The organism is Isoptericola sp. S6320L (genome assembly GCF_023015685.1).
Taxonomy (GTDB): Bacteria; Actinomycetota; Actinomycetes; order Actinomycetales; family Cellulomonadaceae; genus Isoptericola; species Isoptericola halotolerans_A.
Genome location: NZ_JALKAT010000001.1, coordinates 17,217 through 35,345 on the forward strand (window position 1 = coordinate 17,217; position 18,129 = coordinate 35,345).

An 18,129-nucleotide genomic window follows, 5' to 3' on the forward strand; every position below is an offset into this window, starting at 1 on the left:
GAGCCTCAGCGCCGCACCATCGACAGGCTGACCGGGTCGACGACGACGGCGACCTCGCGCCGCACCCACCAGTCGCCGGTGCGCCGCCGCTCCTCGGGCGTCGAGAACCGGTAGCGGTACAGGCGTGCTCGCACCCAGCGTGGCCGCTCGCCACCGAACGGGTCGTGGCGCAGCAGGCGCAGCGTCGCCCGGTCCGCCTCGAGCAGCCGCAGCAGGAGGCGCTCGAACCAGAGCGTCCCGCCGGAACCGAGCGGCACGAACCACAGCAGCCAGTCGAGGCGCAGGTGGTACGGCGCGACCTGCGGTGGCCGGCGGCGCACGTCGCCGGGCTTGCCACGGAACTCGTACGCCTGCCAGTCGCCCGGTCCGGGGTGCGGTGCGAGCGTGCCCTCGACGACGACCTCCTCGCGGCGGCGGGTGACCGACCCGAAGGCGCCGTACGCGTTGACCAGGCGCCAGGGCTCGAAGCTCGCGTTCATGCTCTGGTGACGCGAGGCGAGGTTGCGCGCGGGCCGCACGGACAGGACGGCGAGCACGGTAACGACCGCGGCGACCGCCACCACGTGCGCGACGGACAGGTCCGGGCTCGGCCCGGCCTGCGCGCCGTCGGGCCCGGGCCCCACCGCGCCGAGCATCGTCGACCATGCGCCGTCGGAGATCATCGCCGCACCCAGCACGATCGTGGCCCAGTTGAGCCACGCGAAGTTCCCGGTGACCACGAGCCACCCCTGGGTGAGGACCACGACGACGCCGGCGATGCTCGGCAAGGGCTGGGGCAGCCACAGCAGCCACGGCACGCCGAGCTGGGAGACGTGGGTGCCGACCACCTCGACCCGGTGCCACCAGCGCGGCAGGTGGTGGGCGTGCCAGCTGAGGGGGCCCGGCATGGGCTGGGTCTCGTGGTGGAAGTCGAGCGCCGTGAGGTCACGCCACTCGCGCCCGCCGCGCCACTTGATCAGGCCCGCGCCGAGCTCCACGCGGAACAGCAGCCACCGGGCCGCCAGCACCAGCAGGAACGGCACCGGCACGGCCTCGGAGCCGAACCAGGCCACGAGGAACGTCATCTCGCACAGCAGCATCTCCCAGCCGAAACCGTAGAACCGCTGGCCCACGTTGACGATCGACAGGTAGAACCACCACAGGACCAGCAGCACGAGCGTCGGCACCCACCAGGGGCCCGCCTGGGGCAGGCCCGCGACGAGGCTTGCGGCACCGACCACGCCGGTCCACGCCACCGTCGCGAGCAGCCGGTCGCTGTAGCGCCACTGGAACAGCGACGGCGCGTCGCGGAACCGGACCTGGGCGGTGAACGTGCGCACCGGTGTCAGACCGTGGTCGCCGAGCAGCGGACGGAACTGGCCCAGCGCCTGCAGGAACGCCAGGCACAGCAGCACCCCGACGCCACGCTGCAGCACCTGGCGGGCGACGTCGTAGTCGCCGGCCGCCCACCAGCTCTCGAGCCAGGTCGTCCACGCGGGCATGCCACCACGCTATCCAGGCCTCGCGATGCTCACCGCCGCGGACGCCGGCCCGGCCTCAGGTCAGGTGCCGCACCGAGGAGCCGTGGTGACGTTCCGCCGCCCGCACGATCGCCTCGAACCGGGTGGGCGCCTCGGCCCGGGCGGTGCCGGCCCACGCCACCACCGGCACGCCTTCGCTCCTGAGCTGCCGCAGCCGGTCCTCGCGCTCCATGCTGGTCACCCGCCACGCGATGCGCAGGTGCTCCTCGTGGACCGGCCGCACGGCGGGCAGGGTGTCGACGACCACGACCCGGTGCCCGCCCTCGTGCCAGGTGCGCACCATGCGCACCGGCTCGTCGTCGAGCACCGTGGAGAACAGGTACACGACGGCGTCCGCCGGCACGCGCGGCGGACGCAGCCGCCGCGCCGGTGGGCCGAGCGGGCTCGACGTCGCCAACCCGTGCAGGACGCGCCGCAGGTGTCGTCGCCCGGCGGCCGGCGGCACGGGTCGGCGCCGGCGCCCCAGGTCCTCCAGGCCCACCCGGTCGCCGGCGTCCACGACCGCCCGGGCGACCGACGCCGCGGCGTGCCGGGCGAGGTCGAGCGAGGTCGGTTCGTCGATGCGTTGCGGTCCCTCGCCCCGCCAGGTGCGCAGGTCCGGGCCGACCTCGTCGCGGGAGTCGACCACCAGCATGGTCGTGGCCTCCGCCGTCGCGTGGGTGCGACGCACGTAGAGCTCGTCGAGGTCCGGGGCGCGCCGCGCGGTGGTACGCCAGTCGATGCGGCGCAGCCGGTCGCCCGGGGTGAAGGGATGCACGTCACGCAGCTCGCTGCCGTCGCCGAGGCGCCTCGAGGTGTGCGGGCCGGTCAGGCCGCGCAGCCGGTGGGGCAGGGGCACGCGTCCGAGCGGCATCACCTGCGGCAGGACGAGCCGGTCCGGCGCCGAGGAGCGGACCGGGTCCTCCGCCGTCGACCCGCCCGCCCCGTGACCGCGGACGTCCACGACGAACGTCGACTGCGGACCGGTGCGCACCGTCGCCAGACCGAGGCGCACCGCACGCCGGGTGGCGGGCAGCACGACGTCGACCGGGACGTGCCCAGGGGCCGCGACGCGTGCCTGGAGCAGCTCCGCCCCGGGCGGCGGGTCCAGGAGCAGCGTCGCGCCGAGCTCGCCCGGGCTCGCCTGCTCGTCGTCCGACGTCAGCCTGGTCCGGGTGACCCGGTCCGGCACGCCCTGGGCGAGCGCACCCGGTCTGCCGGACCAGCTGGCACCCACGAGGACCGGCAGGCCCACGAGCGCCACGTCCGCACGCCCGGCGAGCAGCCCCACCGCCAGGAGCAGCAGCCCCACCGACGTCCCGACGACGCCGTGCGGCGTCCGGCGCCACACGGGCTCCCCGGGCCGGCGCGTCCCGCGCTCCTGGGCCCTGGCACGCTCCGTGGTCTCGAACGTCACCGGGCCGACCCGACGGCAGCGGGCCCGGGGACGGACGCCAGCAGCTCGCGGACCACGTCCTCGGGGCGCACGGCGGCCGCCCAGGCGGTCGGGGTCAGGGTCAGCCGGTGCGCGAGCACGGGGACCGCGACCCGCTTGACGTCCTCCGGCAGGAGGTGGTCGCGCCCGTCGAGCACGGCGACCGCGCGTCCCAGCAGCAGGAGGTTCTGCGACCCGCGGGGCGAGGCACCCACCTCCAGCGAGGGGTGCGCGCGGGTCGCGGCGGCGAGGTCGACGCAGTAGCCCGCCACGTCCGGGTCGACCTCGACGGCCTCGACGCCCGCCTGCATGGCCAGGACGGTCTCCGCGTCGACGACACGGCGCACCGGTGCGGCCTCCTGCCGCCGCGCGACCCGGCGCAGCAGCACGTCGCGCTCCTGGTCGCGGTCGGGGTAGCCGACGGCGAGCCGCACCATGAAGCGGTCGAGCTGTGCCTCGGGGAGCGGATAGGTGCCCTCGTACTCCACCGGGTTGGACGTCGCCACGACGTGGAACGGCCGTGGCAGCGGGCGGGTCGTGCCCTCCGCGGACACCTGGCGCTCCGCCATGGCCTCCAGGAGCGCCGACTGCGTCTTGGGCGCCGTCCGGTTGATCTCGTCGGCGAGGAACAGCCCCGTGAAGACCGGCCCGGGCCGGAAGACGAACTCGCGGGTGGCGGGGTCGAAGACGCTCGAGCCGGTGACGTCGCTGGGCAGCAGGTCGGGCGTGCACTGCAGCCTGGCGAAGTCGAGCCCGAGCACCGTGGCGAGGGACCGCGCGGCCAGCGTCTTGCCGAGGCCGGGCACGTCCTCGAAGAGCACGTGCCCGCCGGCGAGCACCGCCGCGAGCGCCAGCTCGAGCGAGTCGCGCATGCCGACGACGGCGGTGCCGATCTCGTCGAGGACGGCGCGGCCGCGGTCGGCGACGTCGGCGACGGGCAGCGGGGTGGCGGGGTGGTTCATGCGGAGGGCCTTCCGGTGCGCGGGGGGTCGGGCGGGATGCGTTCGACGGCGTCGAGCCAGCGGTGCAGGGTGCGCGGCGTGGGTGGCCGGCGGGAGCGGAGCTGGTCGACGACGTCGGTGCCGAGGATCGTCGCGGCGGCGTCCCGGTGGTGCGGGTCGGTCAGGTCGATGCCGTGGGGGGCGAGCCGGTGCTGGGCGATCGCGTGGACGCGGCGGGTGATGCGGGCGGAGACCCGCCCGTCACGGGTGAAGGCGGCCCAGCCGAGGTCGGTGACGTCGTGGCGGGCGCCGTGGCGTCGTTCGGCGGGCGGTGCGGGCCAGGCGGCCTCGGCGCCGTCGTCGATGGTGCGCCAGGCGTGCCAGACGACGAGGCCGGCACAGGGCAGCAGGAGGGCGTGGAGGGGGTCGAGCGTGCCGGTGGCGGCCAGCGCGAGGGCGGTGAGGAGCGCGACGGCGGTCGGCAGGTGGCGGCGGGTCATGGTGCGGTGCCCCGCGTGTCGAGGCTGCGGGCGATGCGGGTGAGGGCGGTGCGGGCAGCGGTGACGTCGTCGTCCTCGGTGGGGTGGGTGGTGAAGCGGGCGCGCTGGTAGAGGGTGCGCAGCGTGGCGACCTGGCCGGGTGGGGCGGGCGTGGTGGCGAGGATCGCCTGGGTGAACTCGGTGGGCGTCTGGGCGGGGTCGCGTGCGGTGCCGTGCTCGGCGGCGGCGTCCTCGAGCGCCACCCAGGCGGCGATGACCGCGTCGGTGGGGGTGCGCGCGTCGTCGAGGTGCTGCAGGGCGCGGGTGACGGCGTCGGCGAGCTCGGGCAGGGGGACGGTGGGGACGGCGGCGGTGGCGAGGTCGCCGCCGGGGTCGAGGGTGTCGGGTTCGGGCGGCTTGCGCGGGGCGTCCCGCAGCGCGCGCAGGATCGTGCGGCCGGCGGCCCACAGCAGGAGCACGAGGATGATCGCCCCGAGCACGATCAGGGTGGTCAGGATGGTGTCGTCGGGTTCGCCGGTGGAGGCGTCCGTGCGGGGCGCGGCTGGGGGCGGGGACGGCTCGGTGGAGGGGAGTGGTCGGCCGGGTCCGGCGTCGAGGAGGAGCTCGGGCACGGTCAGGTGCCAGGGGGTGGCGGTGGCGGCGCCGAGGACGGCGAGCACGGCGAGGATCAGCAGGGCGGATGGGTGGGAGAAGACGGTGGCCGAGCGCGTCCGCTGCCCGGCGGCTGTCATGGGAGCAGGTCGCGGGCGTGCTGGCCTGCGACGGCGGCCGCGACGAACGCCGCGGGGTCGGCGTCCAGGCCCCGGCCCATGGTGGACAGCCGCGCGGGGCATCGGCGCAGCGCCTCGAGGAGGTCGGTGGTGGCGGGGACGTCGACGAGGCGGTGGCGCGCACCGAGGGTGGCGGCCTGGTCGTGGACGCGACGGGTCAGGGCGGCGCCCCAGCCGGGCAGGTCCTGCAGGGTGTCGTCGGGGTGCGGCACGACGACGTCGGCGCGCGCGAGGGCGACCCGGCCGTACGCGGTCAGGGAGTGGTGGGACACGCCGAGGTGCCGGTCGCGCGCGTCGGCGCCGGACACGCGCAGGGAGGCGACGGGCCGGCCGCCGAGGGTGGCGGCGGCGTTGACGGCCTCGCCGGCCGTGACCCCGGAGAAGCCCCATCGGGTCCCGGTGCCGAGGTTGCCGGGCCCCTGGGCCACGACGACCAGGTCGGCACCGACGACGTGGTGGGCGGCGAGCAGCCCGCTGTGCACGCTGACGGCCTCGTGGTCGCCGCCGAACGCCTGGCCGACGGTGAGGGTCGCCTCGAGCCAGCCGTGCTCGCGCAGCGCGGCGACGGTGCGCGAGAACGCGGCGGGCAGCGCTCCACCGTCGGTCATGAGGTAGGCGACCCGTGGTGCCGCCGTGCCCGCGAGCGCCGCGGCGTACCGGGCGCCCGCGACGATCGCGGGCACGGCGGAGTGCAGGTCGGCGACGACGACGGGAGTGGCCGCCAGGTCGTCGGCGTCGCGCAGGACGTCGTGGTGGGCGGACTCCTGCTCGTCGACGCCGAGCACCATCGCCTGCAGCGGGGTGTAGCGGGCCTTGACGAGGTGACCGGGTCCGGGAAGCGGGTCGGGGGGCACGGCGTGGGGGTCGGCGGGGGCGACGACGAGGGCGTACCCGCCGGTCCCGAGCCCGCGGGCGAGCGCCGAGACGTTCAGCGCGAGCCGGTCGCCGACCTCGGGGTCCCCGACGAGCGTGGTGTAGGCCAGGGCGCGGACCTCGCGGACGCCGTCCCCGCCGTCCGGCGCGGGCAGCGGTTCGCCGAGCCGGACGGTGAGCTCGCGCGCGCCGGGCCAGGCGCGGCCCCGGGCGGTCACGGAGCCGGTGCGCCAGGTCACGTGGTCGGCGGCGGTTCGTCGGTGGGTCGGCCCTGTCGTCACCCGTGGAAGCGTACCTGGGACTACCGTGGTGGCCGATGGCAGGTGATGACGCGGCGGGCGGCCCGCCGACCCGACCGGACGAGCGTCTGCTGAACCTCGTCATCGCCCTGGTGAACACCTCGGCGGCCATGACGAAGCAGCAGGTGCGCTCGGGCGTGCACGGATATGACGGCGCTCCGTCCACGGAGGCGTTCGAGCGGATGTTCGAGCGCGACAAGGACACCTTGCGCGCGCTCGGCGTCCCGATCGTGACGGTCGAGGGCTCGGGGCACAGCGACGAGGTCGGCTACCGGATCGACAACGAGGCGTACGCCCTGCCCCCGGTCGACCTGACCCCCGCGGAGCTCGGCGTGGTCTCGCTGGCCGCGCAGCTGTGGTCGGACAAGACGCTGCGCACGGACATGTCCCGGGCGATGACGAAGCTCGCGGCCGCCGGTGCGGCGGACGCGGCGGGCGACGCCGTCGCCGGGCTGACGCCGCGGCTGCGGGCCGCCGGGGACGCCTACGGGCCGTTGCTCGAGGCGGTCTCGGAGCGCCGGGTGGCCACGTTCCGCTACCGGGCGGCGAACACGGGCCGGGTGCGGGTGCGCACCGTCGAACCGTGGCGGATCGCCGCGCGCGGCGGCGCCTGGTACGTCGTCGGGCACGACCGCGACCGGGAGGCGACGAGGGTGTTCCGGCTGTCGCGCATCGACGGCCGGGTCCGGGTGGGTCCTGAGGCCGGTGCGTTCACCATCCCCGACCGGGTGGACGTGGACGCCGCGCTGGGCGCCCACGTCGGCTCCGAGCGCACCGCGCACCTCGCCGTCGTGCCCGAGCGTGCCCCGGTGCTGCGGGCGCGCGCCGTGGAGCCGGCCGGTGCGGTGCCGCGAGCGCCGCAGGGTCGTGACGTCGTGACGGTGCGGTTCCGGTCGTTGACGGCGCTGGCGGACGAGGTCGCGGGCTACGGGGCGGCGGTGCTCGTCCTGGAGCCGGCCGAGCTGCGCGCGGAGGTGCGCCGGCGGCTGACCGCCGCGGCGGGCCTGGACCGCGCTCCAGGGGCTACGGGCGGGCCGGACGGGGCCGGCGGGACCGGCGGGCCGGAGGAGCGTCATGGTTGAGCGGGCGGACGACCGGCTGGTGCGGCTGCTGGGCATCGTGGCCTACCTCGACGGTGCCGGTCCGGTGGGCGTGGACGAGCTGGCCCGGCAGTTCGGCGTGACGCCGGAACGTGTCCGCCAGGACATCGACGCCCTGTGGGTCTCGGGCACGCCGGGGTACATGCCGGACGACCTGATCGACTTCGACGCCTACTCCCTGGAGGAGGGGCTGGTGTCGCTGACCCAGGGTCGGGGCCTGACGCGACCGCTGCGGCTCGGCACGCGTGAGGCCGTGGCGCTGGTGGCGGCCCTGCGCGCGATGCACACCACGCCGGCGGTGCAGGCCGACCCGGAGCGGGCCGCCGTGGTGGCCTCGGCGCTGGACAAGCTGACGGCGGCCACGGGGGAGGCCGCCCAGGCGGTGGACGTGCGCCTCGGTGGCGAGGGCGACGCGCGGGTGCTGGGCGTCCTGGCGCACGCGGTCACGACGGGGCGGCGGGTGCGGCTGCGGTACGTCGACGCGGCGGACACCGTCAGCGAGCGCGACGTCGACCCGGTGCGGCTGGTCACGCAGGACGACGCGACCTATCTGGTGGGCTGGTGCTACCGGGCGGCGGGGCGGCGCACGTTCCGGGTGGACCGGGTGCTGGACGCCGTGCCCACCGGTGAGGCGGTGCAGGACCGCGAGGTGGACGGTGACGTGGACGTGTTCGCCCAGGTGGCCGCGGAGGCGGGGCAGTCGGCCCAGGTGGCGGTGCTGCGTCTGGCGTCCCCGGCGCGCTGGGTCGCCGAGGAGGTCCCGGTCGAGTCGGTCATCGACCTGCCCGACGGCTCGTTCGAGGTGCGCCTGCGGGTGACGAACCCGGCGTGGCTGCGCCGGCTGCTGCTGACCAACGCCCCGGACGTCCTGGCGGTCGAGCCCGCCGACGTGGCCCGGGAGGTGGCCGACGCGGCCCGCGAGGCCCTCGCGGCCGACGACGGCGACCCGCCGCGGCTAGGCTGAGCGCATGCCGGGTTGGGGATGGACGCTGCTCGTGGTGTGCGCGCTGGTGCTCCTGGGCTGGATCGCCTGGGGCGTGGTCCGCGCCGGCCTGGCGCTGCTGCGCGAGGCGACGGTCGCGGGCCGCACGTTCGGTGCGGCCTCCGAGCGGGTCGCGGACGCCGTCGCCCGGGCCGAGGCCGCGCGTCCCGACACCTCCGCGACGATGTTCGCCCCCCGCGCGTCCCTGCACGCGCGCGTGCAGGGACGGCGTCGTGCCGGTGACCGACGCCGGGTCGCGCGCCGCGCGCGCCAGCGCGCGACCTGGCAGGCGTGGCGGTCCGGGAGCTGGCTGGAACGACGTCGCGCAGGTGTTCCACCGCACCGTGGCGTAGGCATAGACTGATGTGGCGCCGGCCCGTGGCGCGCACCGAACGCTTGGGAGTTGAAGTCCGTGGGTATCTTCCGAAACCCCGCCGTCATCATCACGCTCATCCTGCTCGTCGTGGTGCTCTTCGGTGCGCGACGCCTGCCGGACGTCGCCAAGAGCGTCGGAACCTCCTTGAAGATCTTCAAGAAGGAGGTGCGTGAGCTGCGCGACGACGACGAGGACGAACCGCGCCGCAGCACCACCGAGAGCGCCTCCACGGAGGCCGGGTCCGGCACCGGTGCCCCCGCCGGCACCAGCGCCACCACGCCGGCGCCGCCGACGTCCGCCGCCGGCACGAGCGACCCCGGCCCCGGCGCGGGCGAGCACCGGAACGCCTGAGGGGTCCACCGTGCCCCGCACCCCCCGGGACCCCGAGGGGCGCATGCCGCTGCGCGACCACCTGGTCGAGGTCCGCAAGCGCGTCGTGCGCATCGCGTTGGGCCTGCTCGCCGGCGCCGTCCTCGGCTGGATCCTCTACGACCCGCTGCTCGCGGCACTCGTGCAGCCGCTGCAGGAGGCCGCCGCACGGCGCGGCGCGCTCATCGGCCTGAACTTCGACGGCGTGGCGACCGCGATCGACATGCGGGTCAAGGTCTCGCTCTTCCTCGGCGTCCTGGTCTCCAGCCCCTGGTGGCTGTACCAGGTCTTCGCCTTCGTCAACCCCGGCCTGACCCGCAGCGAGCGGCGCTACGTCTACGGCTTCCTGTTCGCCGCCGTGCCGATGTTCCTCGCCGGGGCCGGCCTGGCCTGGTACGTCCTGCCCTACGTCGTGCAGGTCCTCAACGACTTCGTGCCCGAGGGCAGCTCGAACCTCGTGGGCGCCCAGCTGTACCTCAGCTTCGTCATGCGCCTCATCCTGGCCTGCGGCATCGCGTTCCTCGTGCCGGTGTTCATGGTGGTGCTCAACCTCATGGGCACCGTGCGCGCACGCACCTGGCTGGCCGGCTGGCGGTGGGCGATCCTGGTGTCCTTCCTCTTCTCCGCGATCGTCACCCCCACCATGGACGTGCTCAGCATGTTCGCGATCGCCGGTCCCATCTGCGCCCTGTACTTCATCGCGACCGGGATCTGCTTCCTGCACGACCGGCGCGTCGACCGCCGCCGCGTCGCGCCCGTCGGGTGACGCCGGCCGTCACCGGCGGCGCACGACGCCTGGGTGTGGTGGTCAACCCCGTGGCCGGCGGCGGGCGCGGCGCCCGGGCCGGGCGCGAGCTCCTCGACGCGCTGCGCGCCGCCGGGCACGACGCCACGGACCTGTCCGGCAGGGACCTGCAGCAGGCCACCGCGCGCGCCCGCACCGCCGTCGCGACCGGGAGCCTGGACGCGCTCGTCGTCGTGGGCGGGGACGGCATGGTCCACCTGGGCACGCAGGCCGTCGCCGGCACCGGGACGCCGCTCGGGGTCGTGGCGGTGGGCACCGGCAACGACTTCGCCACCTGCCTCGGCCTGCCCGTGCGCGACCACGTCGCGGCGGGCTCCGGTCTGCTGGCGGCGCTGGCAGCCGGGGCCGAGCGCACCGTCGACGCGATCCGGGTCACCTCGCCCGGCCGGCCCGACCGGTGGGTCGCGGGTGCCGTGTCCGCCGGGCTGGACGCCGCCGTCAACGCCCGCGCCAACGCCATGCGGCACCCCCGCGGTCCGGCGCGCTACACCCTGGCCGCGCTCGCCGAGATCGTCGCCTTCCGCGCCTGGGCGTACACCCTGCACCTCGAGGACGTCACCGACGCCGCAGACCTGCCCCTGACCCAGCCCGACGGCGGCACCGGCGCACGCACGTGGACCGGCCGCGCCGCCATGGTCACCGCCGCGAACACCGACCGCATCGGCGGTGGCATCCGCGTCGCCCCGCACGCCAGCGTCGACGACGGCCTGCTCGACGTGCTCGTGGCCCCGGTGCTCACCCGCGCCGGCGCCGCGACGATCTTCCCGCTGATGTTCTCCGGACGGCACGTGCACCGCCGTGACGTGCATCTGCTGCGGGCCCGTGCGGTGACCATCGCCCCGGCACCGCCACCGGCCGCCGACCTGCCGGCCGGCACCACCTCGCTGCCCGAGGCGCACGGCGACGGTGAACGGCTGGGCCCCCTGCCCGTGACCGCCCGTGCCGTGCCCGGCGCCGTCCGGCTGCTGGCCGACGGGCGGCCCTGAGCATCGCCCCTGACGGCCCGCACCGACCACCGAGCAGCGGGTGGACGCCGAAGTCACCGTAGGCTGGCGAGCATGACGGCCGACCTCAGCCCCGCCGAGCGGTACGCCGCCGCTCGAGCCCGCTCCGCCCGCGACAAGGCCGACGCCCTCGGCGAGCTCGGACGGTTCCGCACGGTCCTCGACTTCGAGCTCGACCCGTTCCAGGCCGACGCCTGCGCGGCCCTGGAAGCCGGACGCGGTGTCCTGGTCGCCGCCCCGACCGGCGCCGGCAAGACGGTCGTGGGCGAGTTCGCCGTCCACCTGGCGCTGGCCTCCGGCACGAAGGCCTTCTACACCACGCCCATCAAGGCGCTCAGCAACCAGAAGTTCAACGACCTGGCGCGGCGCCACGGCGCCCAGAACGTCGGCCTGCTCACCGGCGACACCTCCATCAACGCCGACGCCCCGGTGGTCGTGATGACCACCGAGGTGCTGCGCAACATGCTGTACGCCGGTTCGACCGCGCTCGAGGGTCTGTCCTACGTCGTCATGGACGAGGTGCACTACCTCGCCGACAGGTTCCGCGGTCCCGTGTGGGAAGAGGTGATCATCCACCTCCCCGACCACGTCCAGCTGGTCTCGCTGTCCGCGACCGTGTCCAACGCCGAGGAGTTCGGCGACTGGCTGGCGACCGTGCGCGGCGACACCGCCGTGGTGGTCAGCGAGCGCCGGCCCGTGCCGCTGTGGCAGCACGTCATCACCGCACCCAGCGAGCCGCGCGGCGTGCCACGGCTGTTCGACCTGTACGCCGGGCACGTCGACCCGACCGACCCGGGCACGAACCCGCCGATCGACCCGGACCTGGCGCGGCTGTTCCACACCCACGGGCGGTCCGACGGCGGCACGCAGCGGGGCCGTCGTGGTCGCGGAGACCGCGGCAACCGGGGTCGCGGCGGTGCGCGCCCCGCCGGGGGAGCGGTGCCGCAGCGTCGCACGCCGCGGCGCTTCGGCGTCGTCGAGGCGCTGGACTCCGACGCGCTGCTGCCGGCGATCTACTTCATCTTCTCCCGGGCGGGCTGCGAGGGGGCGGTCGAGCAGTGCCTCGGGGCCGGCCTGCGCCTGACGGACGCGGAGGAGGAGGCGGAGATCCGGCGGGTCATCGACGAGCGCACGGTGACCATCCCGCCGGAGGACCTGGAGGTGCTCGGCTTCTGGTCCTGGCAGCACGCGCTGTGCCGGGGGATCGCCGCGCACCACGCCGGCCTGCTGCCGGTGTTCAAGGAGACCGTCGAGGAGCTGTTCGCCCGCGGGCTGGTCAAGGTGGTGTTCGCCACCGAGACCCTCGCGCTGGGCATCAACATGCCGGCCCGCTCGGTGGTGCTCGAGAAGCTCGTCAAGTGGGACGGCACGGCGCACCAGCCGGTGACGCCGGGGGAGTACACCCAGCTCACGGGGCGGGCGGGCCGCCGCGGCATCGACGTCGAGGGGCACGCCGTGGTGGTCGACCACCTGGGCCTGGACCCGGTGGCGCTGGCCGGTCTGGCCTCCCGCCGCCTGTACCCGCTGCGCTCGAGCTTCCGCCCGACGTACAACATGGCGGTCAACCTGGTCAGCCAGGTGGGTGCGGAACGAGCACGGGAGGTGCTGGAGACCAGCTTCGCGCAGTTCCAGGCGGACCGTGGCGTGGTGGGGTTGGCCAAGCAGGCGCAGGCGCACGCCGAGGCCCTCGAGGGCTACTCCGAGGCGATGACGTGCGAGCGCGGCGACTTCGCGCAGTACATGTCGATCCGCCGGGCGCTGACCGACCGCGAGAAGGAGCTCTCGCGCGCCGAGCAGGGCGCCCGGCGAGCCGACGCGGTGGCCTCGCTGGAGAAGCTGCGCCGCGGTGACGTCGTCGAGGTGCCCACGGGACGCCGCCGCGGGTACGTGGTGGTCCTGGACCCGGGCCGCGGCGAGGGCGGGTTCGACGGTCCGCGACCGACGGTGCTCACCCAGGAGAAGCAGGTCAAGAAGCTCACGCTGGCCGACGTCCCCGGCGGGGTGCGCACCGTGACGAGGGTGAAGATCCCCTCCGGGTTCAACCCGCGCAAGCCGGAATCCCGCCGCGACCTGGCGTCCTCGATGCGCAACGCCCTGGGCGCGTTCTCCGACGACGGCGGCAGCGGGCGGGCGCCCGGGAGCCCCGGACGCCGGGCCGACGCGGCCTCGGACGCGCGGGTGCAACGGCTGCGCGCCGAGCTGCGCGACCACCCGTGCCACGACTGCCCGGGGCGCGACGACCACGCCCGGTGGGCGCAGCGGGCCGACAAGCTGCGCCGTGAGCGCGCCACGCTCGTGCGGCGCATCGAGGGCCGCACCGGCTCGATCGCGCGGACGTTCGACCGCACCTGCGTGGTGCTGCGCGAGCTCGGCTACCTGGCCGCGGACGACTCCGGCGCCCTGCAGGTGACCGACGAGGGCCGCTGGCTGCGTCGGCTCTACGCCGAGGACGACCTGCTGCTCGCCGAGTGCCTGCGCCAGGGGACCTGGGACGACCTGCACCCGGCCGAGCTCGCCGCCGCGGTCTCCGCGGTGGTCTACTCGGGCCGACGCGACGAGGTGGACGACCCGTACGTGCCGGGCGGCCCGCAGGGTCGGCTCGCCACGGCGCTGGACGCCACGGCGCACGTCTGGTCGCAGATCACGTCGCTGGAGGCCGCCTACCACCTGGAGGCCACCGGGCCCCTGGACACCGGTCTGGCCGGGGCCGTGCACCGGTGGGCCTCGGGCAAGAGCCTCGACGCGGTGCTGCGCGGCACCGACGTCGCCGCCGGGGACTTCGTGCGGTGGTGCAAGCAGGTCGTCGACGTCCTCGACCAGCTCGCCGTCGCGGCGCCCCGGCCGGGTGTGCGGGCCGCGGCGAGCACGGCGCAGGACGCCGTCCTGCGCGGGGTGGTGGCCTACTCGAGCCTGTGATCGTGACAGCATCGTGAACCGGCTCGTGGCGGCCGGGGCGACCAGGTGCTCTAGGCTTTCGGCCGTGACCTCCACCCTGTACCGCAACGGTGTCGTCCACTCCTCCGCGGACCCGTTCGCCGAGGCGATCCTCGTCGACGACGGGGTCGTGGCCTGGCTCGGGGCCGAGGACACCGCTGCCGGCCTGGCGGCACGTGCCGACGCCGTCGTCGACCTCGACGGGGCACTGGTGACACCCGGGTTCGTCGACTCCCACCTGCACACCCTGGAGACCGGGCTCGCGCTGGAGTCGGTCGACCTGAGCCCGGGGGCCGCCGGCGACCTGCCGGCCGCCCTCGAGGCGCTGGCGGCCGGGGCCCGCCGTCTCGAAGCCCGGGACCCGGGCGGCAGAGAGGTCCTGCTGGCCTTCGGCTGGGACGACGACGCGTGGCCCGCCGGACGCGCACCCCACCTGGGCGAGCTCGACGGGGCCACCGGCGGGCGCCCCACCCTGGCGGTCCGCGTCGACGGCCACACGGCGCTCGTGTCCTCGTCGTTCGCTGCTGCCACGGGCATCGACCGTGACCCGTCGTGGGACGGCTCCGGCGTCGTGACCGGCGAGACCTACCTGCGTGCCCGGGCCGCCGCCCACGACCTCGACCTCGCCCGGCGTACCCGCGCCTACCGGCAGGCGCTGCGGCAGGCGGCCTCGCACGGCATCGTGTCCTTGCACGAGATGAGCGCTCCGCACGTCGACACCCGCGCCGGGCTGACCGAGCTGATGGCTCTGGCCGCGGACCCCGCCGAGCCGTTGCCGCACGTGGTCGCCTACCGCGGCGAGCTGTGCGCGTCGGTCGACGACGCCCGTCAGCTGCAGGCCGAGCTGCCGTTCCTGACCGGCATCGGCGGCGACCTGACGGTCGACGGCTCGATCGGCTCGCGCACCGCCGCCATGCGCGCGGCGTACGCCGACCTGCCGTTCCCCTCCCCGTCGGGGACGTCCACGAACGGGCAGCTCTACCTCTCGGCGGAGCAGATCGCCGCCCACCTGGTCGCCTGCTCGGAGGCCGGGCTGCAGGGCGGCTTCCACGTCATCGGCGACCGCGCGATGGACGAGCTCGTGCACGGCCTCGAGGCGGCCGCCGACCGAGCCGGCGCGGGGCTGCTGCGCAGCGGGCACCACCGTGTCGAGCACGCCATGCTCGTGGATGCCGGGGCGCTGGCCGCTCTGCTGCTGTATGGCGTGGCCCTGTCGATCCAGCCGGCGTTCGACGCCACCTGGGGCGGACCGCACGGCATGTACGCCGCCCGGTTGGGCGGACCGCGGGCCTCGAGCCTGTCGCCGTTCGCGGACCTGGCCGGCGCGGGCGTGCCCCTGGCGTTCGGCTCGGACTCGCCGGTGACGCGCCTCGACCCGTGGGAGGCGGTGCGCGGCGCCATCAGCCACGCCGACTCCTCGCAGCGCATCAGCGCCCGTGCCGCGTTCCGCGCCCACTCCCGTGGCGGGTGGCGCCTCGCCGGCCTGGACCACACCGGCGCCGGCGAGCTGCGGGTCGGTGCGCCGGCGCACCTCGCGGTGTGGCGCGCCGACTCCCTGGCCGTCCAGTCCGCGCCCGGCCGGCTGTCGCAGTGGAACCCCGAGGCGCGCTCCGGCCAGCCGCTGCTGCCGGACCTGTCGCCCGGTACGCGCGCGCCGCAGTGCCTGCGCACCGTGCGCGACGGCGTCGTGCTGTTCGACGCGATCGACGCCTGAGACCATGGTGACCAGCGTGGACCCCGACGTCGGCCGCACCGCCGCCGCACCGCCGCCGCCCGCGGCGCGACCTGACCGGTGGACCTCCCGGCCGGTGACCCTGCTGCTCGCGGTCGCGGCCGGGGCCGGGCTCTGGGCCGCGTTCCCCGACGTCGACGCCTGGCCGCTGGCCTTCGTCGCCGTCGGCCTGCTGTACGCGGCGCTGCGGCGCGACGGGCGCCGGGCCGCCGCGTGGAACGCCCTGGTCGGTTTCGTGGCGATGCTGACGTTCTGGCTGCCGCACATCTGGTGGGCCAACTTCGCCACCGACACCGTCCCGTGGTTGGCCCTGTCGATCCTGCAGGCCTGCTTCGGCGCCGTCCTCGGTGTGCTGTGGACGTGGGCGCGACGGCTGCCACCGCTGCGGCTGCGCGGGGCCGGTCGACCCGGCGGGTCGACCACCGTGCGCGCCTGGGGGCGTGCCGTCGCGCACGCAGGCGCGTTCGCCGTGGTGCTCGTCGCCGTCGAGCAGTGGCGTGCGGAGGTCCCGTTCGGCGGGTTCCCCTGGGGTCGGCTGGCCTGGACCATGGTCGACGCGCCCACCGGTCGGGCCGCGTGGCTCGGCGGCACCACCCTGGTCTCCCTGCTCGTCGCGTTCGCCGGCACCCTCGGCGCCCTGGCGCTGGCACAGGCCGTCGTCGCCTGGCGCACGCGTGCTGCCCGGCCGCGGGACCGCCGTCCGCTCACCGTCGCCGCGGGACTCGTCGCCGTCGGCGCCCTGGCTGTGCTGGCACCGGCCGCGCTGCCGCTGCCGGCCGGGTCCGCCGCGGCGCCCGTCGCCACCGCCGAGCTGGACACCACGGTCGTCGACGCCGGCACGGCCACCCACGAGGCCGACGGTCCCGTGCTGCTGGCCGGAGCCGTCCAGGGCAACGTGGCCGAGCCCGGCCTGGGTTCCTTCGCCAACCGGGCCGAGGTCCTCAACAACCACCTCGAGGGCACCGCCGTCCTGGCCGACCGCGGCGAGGACCTCGACGTCGTGCTGTGGCCCGAGAACGGGTCCGACCTGGATCCGCAGGAGGCACCCGAGGTCGCCACGGCGCTCGACGAGGCCGCCACCGCGGTGGGTGCCCCGATCCTGGTGGGCGCCCAGGAGTACCCCGACACCGGCGGGCGGTACAACGTCTCGCTGCTGTGGCAGGCCGGCCGCGGCGTCACCGACCGGTACGCCAAGCAGCACCCCGCGCCGTTCGGGGAGTACATCCCCCTGCGCAGCTTCGTGCGGGTCTTCTCCGACCAGGTCGACCGGGTCACCAACGACATGCTCCCGGGCGCGGAGCCGGCGGTCGTCGAGCTGCCGCGCGACGACGGCACCACGGTGCCCATGGCCACCATCATCTGCTTCGAGATCGCCTACGACGAGATCGTGCGCGACGCGGTGGTGCGCGGCGCCGAGGTGCTCGTGGTGCCGACCAACAACGCCTCGTTCGGCTACACGGCCGAGTCCACCCAGCAGCTCGCGATGACGCGGATGCAGGCGATGACGACGGGCCGCGCGGCCGTGCAGATCTCCACCGTCGGCGTCTCGGGGGTCGTGACGCCGGACGGCACGCTCGTGGCGCGGACCGAGCTGTTCACCGCGGACCAGCTCGTCGCCGCGCTGCCCCTGCGCACCACGCTGACGCCCGCCGTGCAGGCCGGCTACTGGCCGGGCTGGGTGGTCGGCGGGCTCGCCGTCGCCCTGGTCGTGGCCGGTGCGGCCACCGCCGCCCGCGAGCGCCGCTCACGGGCCCGCTGATGCGGACGCTGGTGATCGTGCCGACGTACGACGAGCGCGAATCGTTGCCGGTGCTGCTGGACAGGCTGGACGCCGTCGCTCCGGAGGTCGACGTGCTGGTGGTCGACGACGCGTCGCCGGACGGCACGGGGGAGCTGGCCGCACGCCGGGCCGCGGACGACGACCGGCTGCACGTGCTGCACCGGGCGGGCAAGGGCGGGCTCGGTGCGGCGTACGTGGCGGGCTTCGGCTGGGGGCTCGAGCGCGGGTACGACGTGCTGTGCGAGATGGATGCCGACGGCTCGCACCGGCCCGAGGAGCTGGAGCGCCTGCTGGACCGGCTGGCGGGCGACGACGTCCCGGACCTGGTGATCGGGTCGCGCTGGGTGCCGGGCGGGCGGGTCGTCAACTGGCCGTGGCACCGGATGCTGCTCTCGCGGGCGGGGAACACCTACGTGCGCCTGGCGCTGGGGATCGGTGTGCGGGACGCGACCGGCGGTTACCGGGCGTTCCGCGCGGACACGTTGCGGGCGGTCGACCTGGCGGCGGTGGAGTCGCACGGCTACTGCTTCCAGGTCGACATGACCTGGCGGGTGCTCCGGGGCGGAGGAACGGTGGCGGAGGTCCCGATCACCTTCGTCGAGCGCGCGGCGGGGGTCTCGAAGATGTCGCGCTCCATCGTGGTCGAGGCGCTGACGAAGGTCACGCTGTGGGGTCTGCGGTTCCGGTGGGGTCAGCTGCGCGGTCTGCCGGCACCGCGCTGAGGAGCCGC

At 75.7% G+C, this 18,129-nt stretch carries 16 protein-coding genes; 10 read left to right on the plus strand and 6 right to left on the minus strand.

Going from position 1 to position 18,129, the window contains the following annotated elements:
- Positions 1–5 precede the first annotated feature (5 nt).
- Genes MWU57_RS00085 through MWU57_RS00110 form a run of 6 tightly spaced genes read right to left on the minus strand, consistent with a single transcriptional unit; the run spans position 6 to position 6,299 of the window.
- Complete coding sequence (locus tag MWU57_RS00085) at positions 6–1,481, minus strand: lipase maturation factor family protein (protein ID WP_246906549.1); 1,476 nt, start codon at positions 1,479–1,481, stop codon at positions 6–8.
- 55 nt (positions 1,482–1,536) lie between these two features.
- Positions 1,537–2,916 (minus strand): DUF58 domain-containing protein, encoded by a 1,380-nt coding sequence (locus MWU57_RS00090; protein WP_246906552.1) that lies wholly within the window; start codon positions 2,914–2,916, stop codon positions 1,537–1,539.
- A complete protein-coding gene (locus MWU57_RS00095) occupies positions 2,913–3,896 on the minus strand; it encodes a MoxR family ATPase (protein WP_106269279.1) in 984 nt (327 codons plus the stop codon). The genes MWU57_RS00090 and MWU57_RS00095 overlap by 4 nt, the downstream gene beginning before the upstream one ends.
- Positions 3,893–4,375: a hypothetical protein gene (locus MWU57_RS00100; RefSeq protein ID WP_246906555.1), complete on the minus strand. Its 483-nt coding sequence runs from the start codon at positions 4,373–4,375 to the stop codon at positions 3,893–3,895. The genes MWU57_RS00095 and MWU57_RS00100 overlap by 4 nt, the downstream gene beginning before the upstream one ends.
- On the minus strand, positions 4,372–5,106 hold the full coding sequence (locus MWU57_RS17940; protein WP_281495082.1) for a DUF4129 domain-containing protein: 735 nt from the start codon (positions 5,104–5,106) through the stop codon (positions 4,372–4,374). The genes MWU57_RS00100 and MWU57_RS17940 overlap by 4 nt, the downstream gene beginning before the upstream one ends.
- Entirely contained in the window at positions 5,103–6,299 is a 1,197-nt protein-coding gene (locus tag MWU57_RS00110; RefSeq protein ID WP_246906558.1) for a DUF3866 family protein, read from the minus strand. Before MWU57_RS00110 ends, MWU57_RS17940 begins: the two co-directional genes overlap by 4 nt.
- 35 nt (positions 6,300–6,334) lie before the next feature.
- Between MWU57_RS00110 and MWU57_RS00115 the strand changes: the two genes are divergently transcribed.
- The 10 genes from MWU57_RS00115 to MWU57_RS00160 all read left to right on the plus strand — a co-directional run bounded on the left by MWU57_RS00115 (position 6,335) and on the right by MWU57_RS00160 (position 18,121).
- Positions 6,335–7,399: a YafY family protein gene (locus MWU57_RS00115; RefSeq protein WP_246906561.1), complete on the plus strand. Its 1,065-nt coding sequence runs from the start codon at positions 6,335–6,337 to the stop codon at positions 7,397–7,399.
- On the plus strand, positions 7,392–8,381 hold the full coding sequence (locus MWU57_RS00120) for a YafY family protein (RefSeq protein WP_246906564.1): 990 nt from the start codon (positions 7,392–7,394) through the stop codon (positions 8,379–8,381). The genes MWU57_RS00115 and MWU57_RS00120 overlap by 8 nt, the downstream gene beginning before the upstream one ends.
- Positions 8,382–8,385: 4 nt before the next feature.
- A complete protein-coding gene (locus MWU57_RS00125) occupies positions 8,386–8,763 on the plus strand; it encodes a hypothetical protein (protein WP_246906567.1) in 378 nt (125 codons plus the stop codon).
- A gap of 48 nt (positions 8,764–8,811) precedes the next feature.
- Positions 8,812–9,126: a twin-arginine translocase TatA/TatE family subunit gene (locus tag MWU57_RS00130; protein WP_106269272.1), complete on the plus strand. Its 315-nt coding sequence runs from the start codon at positions 8,812–8,814 to the stop codon at positions 9,124–9,126.
- 10 nt (positions 9,127–9,136) lie between these two features.
- Positions 9,137–9,910, plus strand: a complete 774-nt coding sequence (tatC, locus tag MWU57_RS00135) for a twin-arginine translocase subunit TatC (protein WP_308221120.1) — start codon at positions 9,137–9,139, stop codon at positions 9,908–9,910.
- Positions 9,907–10,935, plus strand: coding sequence for a diacylglycerol kinase family protein (locus MWU57_RS00140; protein WP_246906570.1), 1,029 nt, complete (start codon positions 9,907–9,909; stop codon positions 10,933–10,935). The genes tatC and MWU57_RS00140 overlap by 4 nt, the downstream gene beginning before the upstream one ends.
- 72 nt (positions 10,936–11,007) lie before the next feature.
- On the plus strand, positions 11,008–13,869 hold the full coding sequence (locus MWU57_RS00145; RefSeq protein WP_246906573.1) for an RNA helicase: 2,862 nt from the start codon (positions 11,008–11,010) through the stop codon (positions 13,867–13,869).
- A 64-nt stretch (positions 13,870–13,933) separates the two neighbouring features.
- Positions 13,934–15,601, plus strand: a complete 1,668-nt coding sequence (locus MWU57_RS00150; protein WP_246906576.1) for an amidohydrolase — start codon at positions 13,934–13,936, stop codon at positions 15,599–15,601.
- Positions 15,602–15,617: 16 nt separating this feature from the next.
- Positions 15,618–17,378: an apolipoprotein N-acyltransferase gene (lnt, locus tag MWU57_RS00155; protein WP_246906579.1), complete on the plus strand. Its 1,761-nt coding sequence runs from the start codon at positions 15,618–15,620 to the stop codon at positions 17,376–17,378.
- Positions 17,378–18,121: a polyprenol monophosphomannose synthase gene (locus tag MWU57_RS00160; RefSeq protein ID WP_106269266.1), complete on the plus strand. Its 744-nt coding sequence runs from the start codon at positions 17,378–17,380 to the stop codon at positions 18,119–18,121. Before lnt ends, MWU57_RS00160 begins: the two co-directional genes overlap by 1 nt.
- Positions 18,122–18,129 lie beyond the last annotated feature (8 nt).